At 69.7% G+C, this 17,122-nt stretch carries 16 protein-coding genes and 1 tRNA gene; 10 read left to right on the forward strand and 7 right to left on the reverse strand.

Going from position 1 to position 17,122, the window contains the following annotated elements:
- Positions 1-9: 9 nt before the first annotated feature.
- The 5 genes from ABD346_RS24845 to ABD346_RS24865 all read right to left on the reverse strand — a co-directional run bounded on the left by ABD346_RS24845 (position 10) and on the right by ABD346_RS24865 (position 3,132).
- Positions 10-690: a hypothetical protein gene (locus tag ABD346_RS24845; RefSeq protein WP_344377805.1), complete on the reverse strand. Its 681-nt coding sequence runs from the start codon at positions 688-690 to the stop codon at positions 10-12.
- Positions 687-1,265, reverse strand: a complete 579-nt coding sequence (locus ABD346_RS24850) for an RNA polymerase sigma factor (RefSeq protein WP_344377806.1) — start codon at positions 1,263-1,265, stop codon at positions 687-689. Before ABD346_RS24850 ends, ABD346_RS24845 begins: the two co-directional genes overlap by 4 nt.
- Positions 1,266-1,500: 235 nt before the next feature.
- Positions 1,501-1,974 (reverse strand): DUF4267 domain-containing protein, encoded by a 474-nt coding sequence (locus tag ABD346_RS24855; protein ID WP_344377807.1) that lies wholly within the window; start codon positions 1,972-1,974, stop codon positions 1,501-1,503.
- A gap of 142 nt (positions 1,975-2,116) precedes the next feature.
- Positions 2,117-2,473 carry an antibiotic biosynthesis monooxygenase family protein gene (locus tag ABD346_RS24860; protein WP_344377808.1) on the reverse strand — a complete coding sequence of 119 codons (357 nt, stop codon included), beginning with the start codon at positions 2,471-2,473 and terminating at the stop codon, positions 2,117-2,119.
- Positions 2,474-2,685: 212 nt separating this feature from the next.
- Positions 2,686-3,132 carry an anthrone oxygenase family protein gene (locus tag ABD346_RS24865; RefSeq protein WP_344377810.1) on the reverse strand — a complete coding sequence of 149 codons (447 nt, stop codon included), beginning with the start codon at positions 3,130-3,132 and terminating at the stop codon, positions 2,686-2,688.
- A 90-nt stretch (positions 3,133-3,222) separates the two neighbouring features.
- Between ABD346_RS24865 and ABD346_RS24870 the strand changes: the two genes are divergently transcribed.
- Positions 3,223-3,801, forward strand: coding sequence for a TetR/AcrR family transcriptional regulator (locus tag ABD346_RS24870; RefSeq protein WP_344377812.1), 579 nt, complete (start codon positions 3,223-3,225; stop codon positions 3,799-3,801).
- 220 nt (positions 3,802-4,021) lie between these two features.
- Positions 4,022-4,095: transfer RNA gene (locus ABD346_RS24875), tRNA-Met, on the forward strand.
- Positions 4,096-4,287: 192 nt separating this feature from the next.
- Here the strand turns inward: ABD346_RS24875 and ABD346_RS24880 are convergent.
- On the reverse strand, positions 4,288-4,872 hold the full coding sequence (locus ABD346_RS24880; protein WP_344377814.1) for a hypothetical protein: 585 nt from the start codon (positions 4,870-4,872) through the stop codon (positions 4,288-4,290).
- 234 nt (positions 4,873-5,106) lie between these two features.
- Here ABD346_RS24880 and ABD346_RS24885 point away from each other — a divergent pair, with 234 nt between their 5' ends.
- Positions 5,107-6,084: a MarR family transcriptional regulator gene (locus ABD346_RS24885; protein ID WP_344377815.1), complete on the forward strand. Its 978-nt coding sequence runs from the start codon at positions 5,107-5,109 to the stop codon at positions 6,082-6,084.
- Positions 6,085-6,301: 217 nt separating this feature from the next.
- On the opposite strand, the gene ABD346_RS24890 is transcribed toward ABD346_RS24885, so the two are convergent.
- A complete protein-coding gene (locus tag ABD346_RS24890) occupies positions 6,302-6,481 on the reverse strand; it encodes a hypothetical protein (RefSeq protein WP_344377990.1) in 180 nt (59 codons plus the stop codon).
- Here ABD346_RS24890 and ABD346_RS24895 point away from each other — a divergent pair.
- The 7 genes from ABD346_RS24895 to asnB all read left to right on the forward strand — a co-directional run bounded on the left by ABD346_RS24895 (position 6,414) and on the right by asnB (position 17,122).
- Positions 6,414-7,148, forward strand: a complete 735-nt coding sequence (locus ABD346_RS24895) for an Ig-like domain-containing protein (RefSeq protein WP_344377980.1) — start codon at positions 6,414-6,416, stop codon at positions 7,146-7,148. The two genes, ABD346_RS24890 and ABD346_RS24895, sit on opposite strands and share 68 nt — an antisense overlap.
- An 881-nt stretch (positions 7,149-8,029) precedes the next feature.
- A complete protein-coding gene (locus tag ABD346_RS24900) occupies positions 8,030-9,508 on the forward strand; it encodes a sugar transferase (protein WP_344377816.1) in 1,479 nt (492 codons plus the stop codon).
- A gap of 73 nt (positions 9,509-9,581) precedes the next feature.
- Positions 9,582-10,898 (forward strand): nucleotide sugar dehydrogenase, encoded by a 1,317-nt coding sequence (locus ABD346_RS24905; protein WP_344377818.1) that lies wholly within the window; start codon positions 9,582-9,584, stop codon positions 10,896-10,898.
- A complete protein-coding gene (locus ABD346_RS24910; protein ID WP_344377819.1) occupies positions 10,888-12,168 on the forward strand; it encodes a glycosyltransferase family 4 protein in 1,281 nt (426 codons plus the stop codon). The genes ABD346_RS24905 and ABD346_RS24910 overlap by 11 nt, the downstream gene beginning before the upstream one ends.
- The gene (locus ABD346_RS24915) at positions 12,165-13,532 is read left to right on the forward strand and encodes a Wzz/FepE/Etk N-terminal domain-containing protein (RefSeq protein WP_344377821.1); all 1,368 of its coding nucleotides are present in this window, start codon (positions 12,165-12,167) and stop codon (positions 13,530-13,532) included. Before ABD346_RS24910 ends, ABD346_RS24915 begins: the two co-directional genes overlap by 4 nt.
- Positions 13,529-15,184 carry a Wzz/FepE/Etk N-terminal domain-containing protein gene (locus ABD346_RS24920; protein WP_344377822.1) on the forward strand — a complete coding sequence of 552 codons (1,656 nt, stop codon included), beginning with the start codon at positions 13,529-13,531 and terminating at the stop codon, positions 15,182-15,184. Before ABD346_RS24915 ends, ABD346_RS24920 begins: the two co-directional genes overlap by 4 nt.
- 3 nt (positions 15,185-15,187) lie before the next feature.
- The gene (gene asnB, locus ABD346_RS24925; RefSeq protein ID WP_344377824.1) at positions 15,188-17,122 is read left to right on the forward strand and encodes an asparagine synthase (glutamine-hydrolyzing); all 1,935 of its coding nucleotides are present in this window, start codon (positions 15,188-15,190) and stop codon (positions 17,120-17,122) included.

The raw sequence follows: 17,122 nt of genomic DNA on the forward strand, positions 1-17,122 counted from the left end.
CCTACTCGCCTACGGATTGGTGCCAGGCGGGACGTATCCCTCGCCGATGCCGTTGTCGGACTCCGGGACGCAGGTGGGCACCTCGCGCACCACCGACATCTGCAGGGTCCCCACCTGCCCGTGCAGTCCCGTCGTCGCCACGAACAACAGGTGCTCCCCCTTCGGGACGGCACTCGGCCTGATCAGCGAGTAGTGCCCGCTGATCCCGCTGTCCGCGCCGGGCTGGGGGAACACCTTCAGGGGATCGACGCTGTTGTCGTAATGGACCGTGGCCTTGCACGACGTCGAGAAACCCGTCACCACTGCCGGAATGCCCGCCTGGCGCAGGGCGTCCTGCAGCCCGGGGATGCCCTTGGGGCTCATCACCTGCACGGCGATCGTGCCGTCCGGGATGGACTTCACCACGTAGTCGGCATTGACGATGTCGATGCCGCCGCTCTTGGTGCGGTGCGCAGTCGGCGCGGCAGACGGGCCGTCGGCAGCCCGCTGGTCGTGCGTCCCGCCGACCAGCGGAACGGCGACACCCACGGCGACGGCGGCCGCGACGGCACCCAGCGTGAAGGTCAGCCGCCGGCGTGGGGCGCGGCTCCAGACACGGTGGCCGGCCGGGCCGGGCGGGGCGGTCAGGGTGGTCGCGCGGGCGTTGAGCTCGTCCGCGAGCTGCTGCTTGAAGTGCAGGGGGGCGTTCACTGGGTGGCCTCCAGAACGGCTTCGCGGGAGTCGGTACGGGTCTGCTCGGTGGCTTGCAGGGCCTTGCGGGCGCGGTGCAGCCGGACCCGGGCGGCGGTCGAGGTGATGCCCAGCGCCTGCGCGGCCTCGCGAGTGGTCAGCCCGTCCAGGACGACCAGGTCCAGCACCTCGCGCAGCGCATCGGGTAGCGCGGCGTGGGCAGCCGCCATCTGCCGGGCGGCGCGGGCCGCATCGATCCTTCCCTCGATGGCGCCGATGTCCTGGTCGTCCAGCAGCCGCCGGCCGCTGATCCGGGCAACTGCGTGCTGTTCGCGGGCGCTGCCCCGGAAGTGTGCGGAAATGACGTTGCGGGATATGCCGTACAGCCAGGCGATCGGCGCGCCGCGCCGGGTGTCGTAGGTGTGCGCGTGCTCCAGCGCGGCGACGAAGATGTCCGCGGTGAGGTCGGCGGCCACATGCGGGCTGTCGACGCGGCGGGTGACAAAGCCGAGCACGGTGTCGAACTGCTGCTGGTAGAACGCGGCGAACCCGGCGGGGTCGCGCACGGGTGGTGCTGTGGGATGCTCCGCTGGCACGGATGGCTCCTTGGGGCAGGCCGGGCGTGTGGTGCCTTACATCTCTACTTGGCCGCAGCCCCCGAAAGCGTTACATCCCCCGGCACCTGTCCGTCCCTGTTTACCCCGGCACCACTTCGCCGTTCACGGACTGCTGGCAGTCGGCACAGCGAAAGATGGTCATGCGGCCACTCTTCCGGGCGGCACGCGGCACTACGCATCCGGGGCGGGCCCCTGCTGACGGTGCTGACGGTGGTCAAGCGGAGCGGGCTGGCCGAACCCTTTCAGCCAGGCCAGTGCCACCGGAAGCGCGGAGCCGACCGGGCGTTGCGGGAGCGGCCGCCACCGTGCGGGTCTCGCGCATTATCAGCAGGCCGTTTACCACCATCAGCGTCGCGGTCAGGCCGTGGACGCCGAGCGCGGTGGCCACGGAGCCGTGGTGGGCCAGCACAGTGGCCATGTCGCCGTACGCGGCGAAGGCCTCCACCAGCAGCGCCCAGCCCAGCGCCCGGCGGTGGCCCGTCACCAGCAGGACGCCCAGGACCAGGGCCAGGACGACATCGCGGATTCCCTTGATGATCAGGAAGCCGCCGCCATCGCCGGACGGCCAGCTCGGCAGGCCGAAGCCCGGCGCCGTCGTCTCCGGACTCAGGATGAACTCCGTCCCGAACCAGAGGATGAAGAGGATGAAGGCGGCGGCCAGAACAGTGTTGATCTTCTTCAATGGCATTGTTCTTCTCCTCGCGAGTCTTCGTCGGCTTGGTGAGCTTCGTGGAGCCTGCCGAGTCGTGTGGGGCATGATCGGGCCACACAGGATCGACGTAGTGGGTGATTCCAACCTGCTGGATGCAGGCGGGGGCGGCGTGGACTCCTCAGGGCTTCTCCGGCTGCCCTCCCCCGGCTGCAGCTGCCGTGTCATACGTCGATCTGCTGGAAGATGTGCGGGTACGACACGATGTCGTCGGGGAACTCGGACGCCATGCGCTGGAACTCCGGGCTGCCGAACGCTGCGGCGAGCGCCTCGGTCGACTCCCATACCCGACGTTCATCAGAAGACGACTGTCCGCCGTTCCCTTGTGCATCTGCAGGGAGACGAATCCCGGCTGGGCCTTCATGAACTCCGCCTGCCTCCGAAAGAGCGACAGGAACGCTTCAGTCCGCTCCTTCGGGACGAAGAAGGTGTTGGCCAGGACGATGGGCCCGGTCTCCTCCTTGAACTGCGCGAACATCGGCGTGTGCGGGTCGAGACTCTGCAGGTTGGCCGTGTGCGGTACGCCCTCTCGCGATTGGTCGGTTGGGTGTCGCTGGTGCCCGAGTCCTGGGGATACCAACGGAGTTCGAGGGTGTTGGTGTCCGGGTCCTGGACGTGGATGGAGGTGCCGCGCTTCGGGCGCGCGGCCGAACGGTTGCGGCTGACGACCGGGCGGGTGAGCCCGCCACCTCAGGTGAGGGCGGCGACCAGCAGGGCGAAGGCGGCGATGATGACGGCGACACGGACATAGTGGTAGCGGTCCCAGCGGTTCATCTGCTCCTTCCAGTCGGAGGGCCGGTTCTCCGGGGTCCACGTCTTGCCCCTGTTGTTGATCGGGACAAGCAGCAGGATCGACATGATCACGCTGAGCATCAGCAGCGCGCCGGCGGTGATGACGAGGCCGGTGCCGTGGTGATGCCGGCCGGCAACGGCCCAGATACCGACGAGGACGAGTGAGCCGATGTACCAGACCGGCATCACGGCGCCGAGCATCCGGCCCCCGTGGGCGCGGCCGAGTTGACCACTGTCCTCCGGGAGGGCGTTGAAGATCCGGTTCATGACGAAGGCGACGGAAAACTCCACCCCCACCATCAGGCCGACGGCCACCGTGGTGAACACCTCAAGTGCGTTGAGCATGATGACTCCTCCAACATCTAGCGCCGCTAGCTGATGAGGCAACGCTAGTACTGCTGCCGCTCGATTGTCTAGCGATGCTAGGATCGAATCATGTCGGTACAGGAACGCAAGCAGCGAGAGCGGGCGGAGCGCGAGCGCCTCATCGTGGCCACGGCCCGCGAACTCGCCGAGCAACAGGGCTGGGACGCGGTCACCACCCGTCGGCTCGCCGAGCGCATCGAATACAGCCAGCCCGTCCTCTACAGCCACTTCCGCGGCAAACGCGAGATCATCGGCGCCGTCGCCGTCGAGGGCGCCGCCGAGATGGCCGTGACGGTGCGGGCCGCGGCCTCCGGCGCGAACAGTCCGCGCGAGCGGGTCACCGCCCTCGCCCGTGCCTACCTCGACTTCGCCGCACGCAACCCGGCGGTCTACGACGCCTTGTTCCGGCTCGACGGCGGCCTGGCGTTCGCGCAGGAGAACACCCCCGAGCCGCTGAAGGACGCCTTTGCCGCGCTGCTGGAGACCCTCGGCGAGGTCGCCGGGGACGGCGTCGCCCCGGGGCAATTCACCGAGGTGTTCTGGGCGTCCCTGCACGGCCTTGCGACCCTGACCCGGGCGGGACGGCTACCGCCGGAGGACACCGAGTCGAGGGTGGAACTGCTGGTGGAACGGCTCGCCATCGTCTGACACTCCAATGCGCGAGCACGCTTCGCGGCCAGCCGGTCATCGCCGCACTGACACCATCTATGACCACTGAACCCCTTGGAATCGATGCCGCACGCCCGACGAGTGCGGGGACAGGGTCGGGAGAGCTCATCTCGGCGTACAGGCTTGACCTCGCCGCATGGACGTTCAGGCAAAGCTGGTTCGAGGTTGGGCGTCGGTGGCGTAGGGTTGTGTTCACCGACGCGGGGTGGAGCAGCTCGGTAGCTCGCTGGGCTCATAACCCAGAGGTCGCAGGTTCAAATCCTGTCCCCGCTACTGAACGAAGAGGCCCGGATCCTTGTGGATCCGGGCCTCTTCTGTCGTACGGGCGCACGGTGAAGGTGATCGGGCGGCAGCGTGTCCTCGGTCATGCCGGGCTCGCGGCACCAACGGCCGTCTCTACAGTGCGGGTCCGGCCGATACGTCTGGTCGACGCACCGGCCTCGCACCTTATCCTCCCGGGTAGGGTCAGCAGCCGCCTGAGTGCGGGCCGTCCCAGTCCTGCCCGCCGTACCAGTGCTCGGTGCCCTTCGCCCAGGAGCCGCAGCCGTTCACGATCGCCTGCGCGTGCCAGGCGTCCGGGTTCGCCGAGTGGATGTCAACTGTGGCCGTTGAGACGTCCTTGGTGTAGGTGTACGCACCGCCGTATCCGACCTGGCCGCCGTAGTAGGAGATGATGTAGACGTCCACCCACGCGCCTGGGTGGGAGTTTTGGAAGCCGCCCGCCCACTGCCAGTGCGCGGACGCCTGCCCATTGCAGGTGTTGTACTGCTGCTCGACCTGCCCAGCGTACTCACCGCCGTAATAGATGTTGCCGGGCAGCCCGATGTTGATCACGCCGCAGTTGAGGGCCGTGCGCGACGACACGGGCGTGTCGCCATAGTCGCGGTGCCCGTTCGTCACGGTGTAGCGCACCACGCTGCCGAGCTTGCCCGGTGCGATCTGCTCAGCCTTGGCCGGCTGGCGGAGGGTGGTCTGCGCTGACGCGGTCCCCGCCAGCGGCACGACGAGCATTCCGGCGGCTGCGGCGAGCAGTGCGAGCTTCTTGATCATCCCGTGGTTCCCCTGTTCCTGTCCGTGACTTGGAAGGTGCGACGGCTTTTGAACCACGCGGTGGTGGTTGGCGCCCTCGTTCTGAGCACAGCGCCGGGGCGGATGCCCGGAACGCCGTTCCCGTAGTCGCTCAGTGCCTCTACGATTGCCCGCCGGCGGTCGTCCGACTACGCTTTTGCGCCCGCGCGCAAAGGCTCAGGGCATCAACGCAGGGCTCGAGTTGGGGGACTCAGGTTGATACGGATACTCCTTGGCACCGATGATCTGGAACGGGTGCAGATCGCTGACTCGCCCGACTTCGGCTATGAACTCGCCCTGGGTGGGGCCGTGCTGGCCAACCGGACCCGAGCCAGTCATCTCTCACAGTGGCGGCGGGAGGTCGCCCGCAATTGGAACCCGAGCTACTCCAGGCTGTTCGATCTCTATACCCCGGCGCATCTGCCGACGTTCTCCGGCCTGGCCGCCCGTCCCGCCCAGGCCGCGCCGGCCCACCCGGCCATCGATCCCGACTCCACCGGCACCGCGCTCCACGTGCGTGACCTGGCTCGAGCCCGTGCCCTGACACCGTTCACCACTGCTCTGGCCGATGGACATCCTCCCGCGTACAGAGCGTTGGGCCAGCTGATCTCCGGCTTCCAGGCCATCGCGTTGGATCCGTTCCGACGCCGGATCACCTCCGTTGTGCATACCGCCTCGGCTCAAGCCGGCACCCGGGCTGCGACATCCGGTATCGATGCCATGCTGCGCACCCTGCACCCCATGCTGCACTGGGATGGGTCAGTGCTGGCTCTGAACACCATCCACGACTGCCACGAGCCGCTTGAAGGCCGCCCGTTGGTTCTTCAGCCCTCGGCGCTCGCGATCGGGATCAGCATCAACCCTGCTGCCGACTCGGTCACCATTACGTACCCGGCGACCAACGTTGTCCTTGCCCGTGATCCCGCATCGCGCGCGCCAAGCCTGGCCTTGGCAGCACTGCTCGGCTCCACCAGGGCGGCCGCATTGGCCGCCGTGGTCGAGGCTCCGGCCCTGACCACCGGAGAGCTCGCGGCGGTCCTGGGCCTGTCTGCTGCCGCCGCCTCCCGGCAGGCCACTGCCCTACGCGAAGCCGGCCTGATTGCCACGTTCCGCAACACTCAGACCGTTCACCATCACCCGACCCGCCTCGGTATGGACCTGCTCAGTGGCTCGGACGACGCCAGGGACTGGTGAAGGCTGAGGTAACGGCGCCAACCACGGCTGGTCACGTCAACCCCAACACCCTGAACGGCGGCCCCGGCACCCCGGGCATCGACCTCGACCCGATCAACCAGCGAGGCCAACCCCGGCAGAGGCGGCAACGGCGGTGCGGGCGGTCCCGGCAGCGGCGGTGGCGGCGGCAGCGGCTACGCGGTGCCATCGGCGACCGGCGTCTCGCTCCTCCAGGGTGTCAACCACGCAACGGCAGGGCGATCATCACGTTCCAGTGCGGGACTTCGATCACGCTCAGCACGGCCACAGCGACCCCGTTGTTCGGCCATGCCGTCACCGTGACCGCCGCCGTGGCCTCGGCCGACCCGGGCGCGGGCACCCCGACCGGGTCGGTCGCCTTCTCGGACAGGACGACCATGCTGGCGACCGTGCCGCTGAACAACGGCCAAGCGACCTTCTCCACCACCAAGTTCCAGCCGGGTGACCACGCCATCACCGCCACCTACAGCGGCGACCCGGTGTTCACGGCGAGTACCACGGGCGCGCCCGCCATCGCCACTGTCGGCTTCAGCCGGCCGTGCATCACGGACCACGACGGCCCGCTGACCGTGGCCGCCGACCAGTCGTTGTGCATCGCCCCCGGCGGTAGGCAGAACGGCCCGGTGGAGTTACGGCCCGGCGGAGCGCCGGCGCTGTCGGGAACGGAGATCAATGGACCGGTCAGCTCGGACGGCGCACTCGCCGTCACCATCTGCCACTCGACCCTCGACGGGCCGGTAATCCTCACGAGCACCAGCGGCTTCATGCTGCTGGGCGACGGCGAAGGGGTGGACTGCCGGGGCAACACCTTCAGGCCCCCGCTGACGCTGGACCGCAACACCGGCGGCCTTGAGGTTTCGTCCACCACCATGTCGGCGCCTGTGACGATCAACGACAACAGCGGCAGCGGACTGCTGCCCGAGGCCCTCGTCCCAGAGTTCGAGGGCAACCGGGTCGGGGCTCCTCTGCACTGCGCCGGCAACCTACCCAACCTGCGGAAGTCGGGCAACACCTTGAACGAACCGCACATCGGCCAGTGCAAGTGAGAAGCCGTATCTCTACCGATCATGAAGTCGCCCAGCTACTGGCTGACCTAATTCAGTGAGCACGGTCTGCTCCCCCTGGGCGGGGCCACCGAGAGCGGCGGGACCCGGGCGGGTCCCGCCGTCGCACGAGGCGGCTACGAGCCGAATCGCACGCTGCGGGGGAGGTCGCCGAAGAAGCTGCGGAGGTCGCCAAGGCGGCACAACCTCCGCAGAGCGGGACGCGGACCCTACGATGCACGCCTGCGCCGCACTTCGCGCGCCCGCCCGCTGCCGGTCCCATGGCAAGCACTGACCAAGCCCCTGGACAGCTCGACTTCGCGAGCGCGAACATCAGCAGGGCTCGCCGATCACCGTCGCGCACAAGTGGTGCCGCGAGCCGGGCGGGGAGCTGGAGCGCACGGCGACATCAAGCCACCGTATGCGGTCACCCGCCGGTGGATTCCGTCTTAAACCTGAGCACGAATTGCACACAACCCCTCTACATATTGTCTCCGGTGGTCTAAGTTGTCCGTGCTTCAGCTGCTCAGGAACGAGACGACCATTGACAACCGTTAATGATCTATAGATCCGGCGCTACAGACAGCCATCAGTCGCGTCCCCGGCGCCAGACGTCGGGGTGATCAATTCTTGGAGCCCGACAGGGGATCTTGGGTGCGGGGAGCACCCGAGGTTTCGACGGGTTCCGCGCACCGCGAAAGCCTGGCCGGGCATACAAGTCCGCTGCGGGTGGGGTGAGTTGTTCAAGCAGCACCGAAATGGCCGGGGTGCCATTCGGGGGCGGGGCCCCCGAGGGGAGAGAGTGCGGGGAGGCGGGGGCCTCCCGTGGGGGGAGGGACTGTGTTGGGCGAGCACGTCGAACCACTGGTGACCTGGGGGGTCCTGTGCGGCAGGGGGAATTAGTCAGCCCTATTCCGTCGGCGCGAAGACGTCCGGCGGACGGGGCAATCAGCCGGCCCGCCATCGACTGGGAGCAGCGGTATCGCCGCACTGTGATCACCAGCGATACCGTGGCGACCGCCATCGTCGTGACGGCGACCGGCAGCTTCTTCGGGGTCCGGGACGCGGCCAACTGGCATGAGAAATGGGGAATTCTCGCCTTCGGCACCGAGCTGCTGGTGCTGGGTGCGCTTGCGGTGAACCGGGCATGGGCTCCGGCCCTGCTCGGCCAGGGCGCCGAGGAATTCCGCCGGCTCGGACGCTCACTGTTCACGGCGGTCGTCGTATTGGCGCTCGGCGGGATCGCCCTCACCTCGCGCAACATCAAATTGTGGATCTTCGTCGCGATCCCCGCAATCGCGCTCATCACCATGATCGAGCGGTATCTGCTGCGCCTGTGGCTGCACAAACAGCGGAAGGAAGGACGGTGCCTGCGCCCGGTGCTCGCTGCCGGTAGCCCGGACACCCTGCGCGACCTGATCGCCCGAACCCGCAAGTTCCCGCACCTCGGCTGGCGGGTGGATGCGGTGTGCACGACCGACGGCCTCGGGCTCGACGGTGAACAGGTGGACGGGGTGCCGGTCGTCGGCCCGCTGACGGACGTCGCCGACCACGTCCGCCGCGGCGGCTACCGGGTCGTCGCGGTCACACCGCACCCGCACTGGTCACCGGACCGGCTGCAGCGGCTGGCGTGGAACCTCGAAGGCAGTGACGCCGAGATGGTCGTGGCTCCCGTGCTGATGGAAGTGGCCGGCCCGCGGCTGCACGTCGATGCCGTGCTCGGAATCCCGCTGCTGCGGGTCACTATGCCGACCTTCACCGGTGGCCGCCGTGCGGTCAAAGAGGTCGTCGACCGGATGGGGGCAGCGATCCTGCTGATGCTGTTCGCGCCGCTGATGGTGCTCGTCGGGCTGCTCGTCCTTGTGGACAGCCGGGGCGGGGCGGTCTACCGCCAGCGCAGGGTCGGCAAGGACGGCCGCGAGTTCACCATTCTCAAGTTCCGCACCATGGTCGCCGGGGCCGACGGGGCACGTGCCGAGCTGGCCGACCGCAACGAGGGTGCAGGACTTCTGTTCAAGCTCCGCCGTGATCCGCGGGTGACCCGGGTGGGCGCGGTGCTGCGCCGGTACTCGATCGACGAACTCCCGCAGCTTTTCAACGTACTCACCGGATCGATGTCGCTGGTCGGTCCGCGCCCTCCCTTGCCGGAGGAGTCCGCCGCGTACGGCCCCGACATCCGGCGGCGGTTGCTGGTCAAACCCGGGCTCACCGGCCTGTGGCAGATCAGCGGACGCAGCGACCTGCCGTGGGAGGAGGCGGTCCGCCTCGACCTGCGGTACGTGGAGGACTGGTCGCTCGCGCTGGACACAGTGATCTTGTGGAAGACGTTGCGTGCGGTGCTCTACGGCCAGGGGGCGTACTGATGCGCGGGGATCGTCGTCCGGCCGGTGCGCGGACCGCAGGCCACGAGGGCCTGCCTGGGGGGAGGGACGGGTCATGAGAGTCAGTGTTTTCGGGCTCGGCTACGTGGGCTGTGTGTCGGCCGCGTGCCTGGCCGGCATGGGGCACGAGGTCATCGGGGTGGACGTCAACCAGGTCAAGGTCGACCTGGTCAACGACGGCAGGGCCCCGGTGGTCGAGGAGCGGATCGGCGAGCTCATCGCCGAGGTCGTACGGACCGGGGCGTTACGCTCCACCGGCGACGTCCGCGAGGCGATCAGGGGCAGCGAGGTGTCGCTGGTCTGCGTGGGCACGCCGTCGGAGCCCAACGGCAGCCTGTGCACCACCTACTTGGAACGCGTCACCGAACAGATCGGCGCCGCGGTGGCCGAGCGGGGCGGGCGCCACACCGTCGTGTTCCGCAGCACCATGCTCCCGGGCACCTGCCTGAATCTGCTGGTACCGATCCTGGAGAAGTACGCCGGCGGCACGGCCGGGGTGGACTTCGGGGTCGCGGTCAACCCGGAGTTCCTGCGCGAGGGCACGAGCGTGCGGGACTTCCTCGATCCGCCGAAGACCGTCATCGGCGAACTCGACCCGGCAAGCGGCGACATGGTGGCGGCGCTGTACGACGACCTGCCGGGCGAGGTGTTCCGGGTGCCGGTCCCGACGGCCGAGGCGATCAAATACGCGGACAACGCCTTCCACGGCCTCAAGATCGGCTTCGCGAACGAACTGGGCGCGGTGTGCCAGGCGCTCGGGGTGGACTCGCACCAGGTGATGGACGTGTTCCTGGCCGACCGCAAGCTGAACATCAGCCCCGCCTACCTGCGGCCCGGCTTCGCCTTCGGTGGCTCCTGTCTGCCCAAGGACCTGCGCAGCCTGGTCCACGCGGCGCGGCGGGCGGACGTCTCGGTGCCCATCCTCGCCCACGTGCTGCCCTCCAACTCCGACCATCTGCAGCGCGCGGTGGAACTGGTCGAGCGCACCGGCAAACGCCGGGTGGGCCTGTTCGGTCTTTCCTTCAAACCCGGCACCGACGACCTCCGCGAGAGCCCGCTCGTCGAGCTGGCGGAGAGGCTCTTCGGCAAGGGCTACGACCTGCGGATCTACGACCCGAACGTGAACCTCTCGCGGCTGCTCGGCGCGAACCGCGAGTACATCGAGACCCGGCTGCCGCACCTCGCGCAACTCCTCGCGGAGTCCGTCGGCGAGGTGCTCGAACACGCCGAGGTGTGCCTGGTCGGGAGCAGGGATCCGGCCGTCCTTTCGGCACTGCCCCATGGCGAAGGGCCCGTGCTGATCGACCTCATCCACCTTCCTGACGCCGACGCGCGCCGGGCCGAACCGGGGTACGTGGGCCTTGCTTGGTGACACATCGTCCGAAGACACGGCCGGCGACGACCGGCACGGCCGACGCGCGCTGATCCTCGTGGAGAACCTGTCGGTGCCGTTCGACCGGCGGGTGTGGCAGGAGTGCACGACGCTGCGCGACGCGGGCTGGGAGGTGCACGTCATCTGTCCTCGGGGGGAGAAACGGGACACGGAGCCGGAGGCGTTGACCGACGGGGTGCGGATCCACCGCTACCCGCTGCGCGCGGCCACCGGAGGGCCCGCCGGCTATCTGCGGGAGTACGGATCGGCGTTGTGGCACACGGCCCGGCTCGCCCGCAAGGTCGGCCCGGTCGACGTGGTCCACGCCTGCAACCCGCCGGACCTGCTGTTCCTTCCGGCGCTGTGGCTGAAGCGGCACGGCGCGCGGTTCGTCTTCGACCAGCACGACCTGGTACCGGAGCTGTATCTCTCCCGGTTCGACCGCGGCGAGGATCTGCTCTACCGCGCCGTGTGCGCGCTGGAACGGCTGACCTACCGGGCCGCGGACGTCGTGCTCGCCACGAACGAGAGCTACCGGGACGTCGCGGTGCGCCGCGGCGGTCGGCGGCCGGAGGACGTCTTCGTGGTGCGCAGCGCGCCCCGGACCGACCGTTTCCGACCGGTCCCGCCGGAGCCGGAGTTGAAGCGCGGCAAGCCCCATCTGCTGTGCTACCTCGGCGTCATGGGCCCTCAGGACGGCGTCGACTACGCGTTGCGCGCTCTTGCGAAGCTGCGCGACGAGCTGGGGCGTACCGACTGGCACGCCGTGTTCGTCGGCTCCGGCGACGCCTTCGACGCGATGGTGGAGCTGTCGCGGCGGCTCGGACTCTCCGAGCAGGTGCAGTTCACCGGGCGCATTCCGGACGCCGACCTGGTGCGTTACCTGTCCACCGCGGATGTGTGCCTCTCCCCCGACCCGCGCAATCCGCTCAACGACGTGTCGACCATGAACAAGGTCCTGGAGTACATGGCGATGGGGCGGCCGATCGTGTCCTTCGACCTCCGGGAGGCGCGCGTCTCCGCCGGTGACGCCGCCGTCTACGCGCCCGCCAACGACGAGGCCGAGTTCGCCGGGCTCATCGCGCTGCTCCTCGACGATCCGGAGAAGCGGGCCCGGATGGGCAGGATCGGCCAGGAGCGGATCAGCGGGCAGCTGTCCTGGCGGAACTCCCAGGAGTCGCTGCTCGCCGCCTATGCCGCCGCCTGCCGTGACCACGCTCCGGCGCCGGCGGGCGCCCCGGTGCGGACGGGGTGGAGGCCGCGCCGTTGAGCGACGACACGATACGCCTGGTCACGATCGGCCGGATTCTCCGTCGGCGCTGGCGGCTTCTCGCCATCCTGACCGTGGTGGGCGCGCTCGTCGGTTACGGCACCTCGATGCTGTTTCCGCCGCGGTACACGGCGTCGGCATCGGTCCTGCTGCCGGGGCAGTGGGAGGAGCGCTCGCTGCTGACTCAGGCGGAGATCGCGACCAGTTCGGCGGTGGTCGACCGCGCGGCCGCCGCGCTCGGCTGGAAGGACGTCAGCGCAGGCGAGCTGCAGGACCGGGTGAGCGCCAGTACTTCCGACGGAAACATCATCAAGATCTCGGGCACGGCCGACACCCCGGAGCGCGCGCAGCGGCTCTGCGACCAGTTGGCCCAGCAGTTCGTCACATTCGCCGCGCGGATCGCGGGCGACAGCACCGACCCCGGCACGGCTACGGGGCCCGACGCGCTGCGGCAGCAGGTGGCGGACACCAACCGCCGCATCACCGACCTGGCCAACGCCGCCAACCCCGGGCAGACCGTGGAGAGCGTGCAGGCCCGCACCGAACTCGAAAAGCTGCGCACCACGCTGCAGGAAGCGATGAAGAAACTGGACCAGACCGACCCGGCGGCCAACAAGGCCGGCATGGTTGTCATGGGCCCCGCGGCCCGGCCGGCCGGCCAGGCCCCGCCGACGAGGGTGCAGCTCATCGTCGCGGGGGCGCTGTTGTTCTTCCTCCTCGCAGTCGTCGGCCATCTCACGGCCGCCCGGATGAATCGCCGGCTGCGCACCGAACCGGAGATCGCCGCAGCATTGGGCTCGGTGCTGCTCGGCACCGTCGACGTACCTGGTGAACGGCCCGCACACCGGCCGAAAGGCGTGCGCCCGCAGGCCGGGCTCCGCCGGCTGACGGGCATCGACACCCGGTGGGACATACCGGCCCCGTGGATGTCCGGCGACGAAGCCGGCCGGAGGATCCGCTACCAGCGGGTGTGCGCTCGCCTCAGGGACCGACTCCCCTCTCCCCGGCGGCTGTTGGTCGTCGTACTGGACGGAGACGACATCGCCCGCCGGGCCGCCGGGCAGCTCGCCGCGGAGGCAAAGAGCGGTCCGCTGCTGCGCGTGGTGGGGGTTTCGGCGTCCCTGCCGATGGTGCCGGACCGCGACGCCGAATCCGGTGCCGTGGTCGTGCTCAGCCCGGGCAGCTGGACCGCGGAGCAGCTCGCCGCCGTCGCCGAGGCGTGTGCGGACGCAGGGCATGAGGTCGTCGGCGTCGTCGCCGCCGTCGCGGTCCGGGCCCGTCCGACGCGACCCGCCGACCAGCCCCCGGACAACACCACTTCGGCACTCGCGGTGCGCGGCCACGAGAAAGGGGGGTCTGTGTGACGCCGGGCAAGACTTCGGAGTCGTCGGCTGCCGCTCCGCTCCTCGACCTCCAGGCACTGGTGGTGTCGGTCCGCAGGCGCCGCCGCCTCTGGGCCTCCATGGCTCTGCTCGGGCTGCTGGTCGGCGCGGCGATAGCGGTCCTGCTGCCGCCGCCTCCGTCCGCGGTGGCCAAGGTGCTGGTCGCGCATCAGGCGGACCAGCCGAACGATCCCGGAACGCTGATCCGCACCGACGTCGCCCTGCTGGGGACCACGCGGATCGCCGACAAGGCTCTGCAGGCCCTCAAGTCCCCCGAAAAGCCGGAGGACTTCATACGGGACTACCGCGGGACCGGCTTGACCAACAACCTGCTGCAGATCGATGTGACCGGTGCCAGCGACGCGGACGCGGTGGCCCGGGCCAAGGCGCTGGCCGATGCGTTCGTCGCGGACCATGTGAGCCGGATGCAGGAGGCCGCGGCGGCCGAGGCCAAGGCCCTGCTCGACCAGCGTGACCGCATTCAGGGCGACCTCGCCCAGGTCAACAAGGCGATCGGGGACCGATCGCCGGGGAACGACCCGAAAGCGTCGGCGAGCATCGAGTCGCTCTTCGCCCGCCGGGCCGAACTCACCTCGCGGATCACGGATTTCGACCAGCGCGCCGCGGACGCGCGTACCGGCACGCCCAGGCTCATCGCCGGCACCCAGATCGTGGACGGCCCGCGCACGGTGCCGCACTCCCTTCCCAAGGCCGCCGGCACCGACGCCGCGATCGGGCTCGTCCTCGGCCTCGTCCTCGGCCTCGCGGTGGCCGCGGTCGCCACGGTGGTGGCGGACCGCCCCGTGCTGCGCCGGGAGATCGCGGCGAACCTGGGCGCCTCGGTCATCGCGGAGCTGCGCCGCACACCCCGCCCGTCGGCAACGCTGTGGCGGCGCGGACGGACCCCGGCGCCACGCGAACGGCTCACCGCAACCCTGGCCCGCACCGTGCGCGACTCCGCGGAACGGGTGTCGCTGCTCGAACTGGGTTGTGCGCGCAGCGCGAGCGTGATCGCCCTGGATCTCGCCGAGGCGCTGGCGTCGGACGGGCCAGTGGTGATCATCGATGGTCTGCCCGGCCTGCCGCTCGCCCACCGCCGCCAGAAGCCAGGAGGCCCGGCCGTGGTCAACGGCGGTCGGGCCGCGGCTGTGTCGGGTGGGAAGTACCGGTTCGGCGTCGGCTCGGTCGCACCCGGCACCGCATGGACCGACCTCCCCTACCTCGGTACCCGGACCGTGCTCGTCGTGCGTGCGGGGCACGCCGGCGCCGCATGGCTGCACACCGTGGCGCGACAGCTCGCGGACCTGGGGATTGCGGTGACCGGTGTGGTGCTGATCGACCCCGATCCGCGTGACCGGACCGACGGCACGCTGTGGGACGGGCTGCACACCGCGCTGCGCGGCCACGACGTACGGCCGGCACGGCAGAACGCTGGGGGTACTCCCCCAGCTACCGCTGGGGGCACCCCCACCCACGCCGTTGAGGCAGTGGGGGAGGACCGGCGGCGGACGGAACGGCCGCCGACGCCCGCCAGTGGGGCCTCCCCTGCTCTGGGGGCCCCTCCCGGCCGAAGGCTGGCGGAGGAGTTGAGAGCTCGGGGACGTGTCCCGGACAACGACCAGGAGGCCCGGTAGAACATGTGCGGCATCGCAGGGACTTACCGATGGCCGGACGGGAAGGCCGTGACCGACCGGCTCACCGACACCCTCGCCCACCGCGGTCCGGACGGAGCGGGCAGATACAGCCACCCCGCCGGTGACGCAGAAGTGCACTTCGGGCACCGCCGGCTGGCCATCATCGACCTGTCCGAGACCGGCGCCCAGCCGATGGTCTCGGACGGACTCGCCCTGACGTACAACGGTGAGCTGTACAACGCGCCCCAGCTGCGGGCCGAGCTGACAGCCGCCGGGGTGCGCTTCCGCGGGACCTCAGACACCGAGGTGCTGCTCGAAGCCTGGCGGCGCTGGGGCACGGACTGCCTGCCCCGGCTGCGCGGCATGTTCGCGTTCGGGATCTTCGACGAGCGGACCGGTGAACTGGTCCTGGCCCGCGACCAGTTGGGCATCAAGCCGCTGTTCCTGATCCGGCGCGGTCCCGGCCTGATGTTCGCCTCCGAGCTCAAGGCGCTCGCCACCGCCACCGGTGGGTCACTGCAGGTGGACGAGGCGGCGCTGGTGGCCTCGCTGCTGTACTTCTGGGTGCCGGACTCGCGCTGCGCGTTCCGCGAGGCGGAGAAGCTGCCGCCGGGAAGCTGGCTGAAGATCCGGCCCGACGGCAGGGTGGAGCACGGCCGGTACTGGAACCTGAAGGACATCGCCGCCGAGGGCCAGGAGCGGGCCCGCAGCGGCGAGCAGCCGGACCTGGCCGCCATCGTCGAGGAGTCGACCCGGCAGCACCTGCTCTCCGACGTACCCGTGGCGACCTTCCTCTCCGGCGGCCTCGACTCCAGCTATCTGACCGCACTCGCGGCCCGGGACCGGCCCGGGATCTCCGCCTACACGATCGGATTCCGCGCCGAGGACGCCAGGTTCGAGGCGATGCCGGACGACCTGCGCTACGCCCGGCAGGTGGCCGAGCGGTTCGGCGTCGACCTGCACGAGATCGAGATCGCCCCGGACGTGCTCGACCTGCTGCCGCGGATGACGTACCACCTGGACGAGCCGATCGGCGATCCCGCCGCGATCAACACCTTCCTGATCTGTTCGGCCGCCCGGGAGGCCGGCGTGAAGGTGATGCTCTCGGGGATGGGTGCCGACGAGCTGTTCGCCGGTTACCGCAAGCACCTGGCCAACCTGCTCGCGCTGCGCTACCAGCGCGTCCCGAGGCCCTTGCGGCGCGGAATATCGGCAACCGTGGACAGGCTGCCGGTCGCCACGGCCCGCCGCGGGTACCGGTCGGTGCGCTTCGCGAAGCGGTTCCTCTCCTTCGCCGATCTGCCGGAGGAGACCGCGTTCCGGCGCAGCTACACCCTGTACGACGAGCACGAACTGCTCGCCCTGGTCGATCCTGACCTGGCCGGGACGGTCGAGGACGTGCTGACCGAGCACGCGGACGTCTACCAGGACAATGACCTCGACGATTTCGTCAACCGCATGTGCCTGGGCGACGCCCGGATGTTCCTGCCGGGCCTGAACCTCACGTACACGGACCGCTCCAGCATGGCCGCGTCGACCGAGGTGCGGGTGCCGTACGTGGACGTCGAGGTGGTCAGGGCGGCGTTCGCCGTGCCCGGCCATCGCAAGATCGTCGGACGGCAGGGAAAGGCCGTCCTCAAGGAGGCGGCCACCTCGGTCCTGCCCCGGGAGATCGTGTACCGGCCCAAAGGCCTGTTCAGTGCCCCGCTGCGCGCCTGGATGAGCCGGGATCTGGCACCGCTGGTGCGCGAGGTGGTGAACGACGGCGTGCTCGTCAACTCCGGGCTCCTGCGCCGCGACGCGCTGGCGCGCATGGTCGCCGAGGACGCCGCCGGGCAGCGGGACTTCTCCAAGCAACTGTGGCACGTGCTGACCCTCGAGTACTGGTATCGCGACGCGACCTCTGGGTCCGGCCAGCGCACTCGGTTGACGGCTTAG

It is taken from the genome of Streptomyces mauvecolor (assembly GCF_039532965.1).
GTDB lineage: Bacteria > Actinomycetota > Actinomycetes > Streptomycetales > Streptomycetaceae > Streptomyces > Streptomyces violascens.

Bases quoted from the DNA above. Each gene is read 5' to 3' on its own strand.
- ABD346_RS24870 (WP_344377812.1), top strand. From the start codon at position 3,223: ATGTCGGTACAGGAACGCAAGCAGCGAGAGCGGGCGGAGCGCGAGCGC.
- asnB (WP_344377824.1), top strand. From the start codon at position 15,188: ATGTGCGGCATCGCAGGGACTTACCGATGGCCGGACGGGAAGGCCGTG.
- ABD346_RS24890 (WP_344377990.1), bottom strand. From the start codon at position 6,481: ATGGTCGTCCTGTCCGAGAAGGCGACCGACCCGGTCGGGGTGCCCGCG.
- ABD346_RS24905 (WP_344377818.1), top strand. From the start codon at position 9,582: ATGAGAGTCAGTGTTTTCGGGCTCGGCTACGTGGGCTGTGTGTCGGCC.
- ABD346_RS24855 (WP_344377807.1), bottom strand. From the start codon at position 1,974: ATGCCATTGAAGAAGATCAACACTGTTCTGGCCGCCGCCTTCATCCTC.
- ABD346_RS24880 (WP_344377814.1), bottom strand. From the start codon at position 4,872: ATGATCAAGAAGCTCGCACTGCTCGCCGCAGCCGCCGGAATGCTCGTC.
- ABD346_RS24865 (WP_344377810.1), bottom strand. From the start codon at position 3,132: ATGCTCAACGCACTTGAGGTGTTCACCACGGTGGCCGTCGGCCTGATG.
- ABD346_RS24860 (WP_344377808.1), bottom strand. From the start codon at position 2,473: ATGTTCGCGCAGTTCAAGGAGGAGACCGGGCCCATCGTCCTGGCCAAC.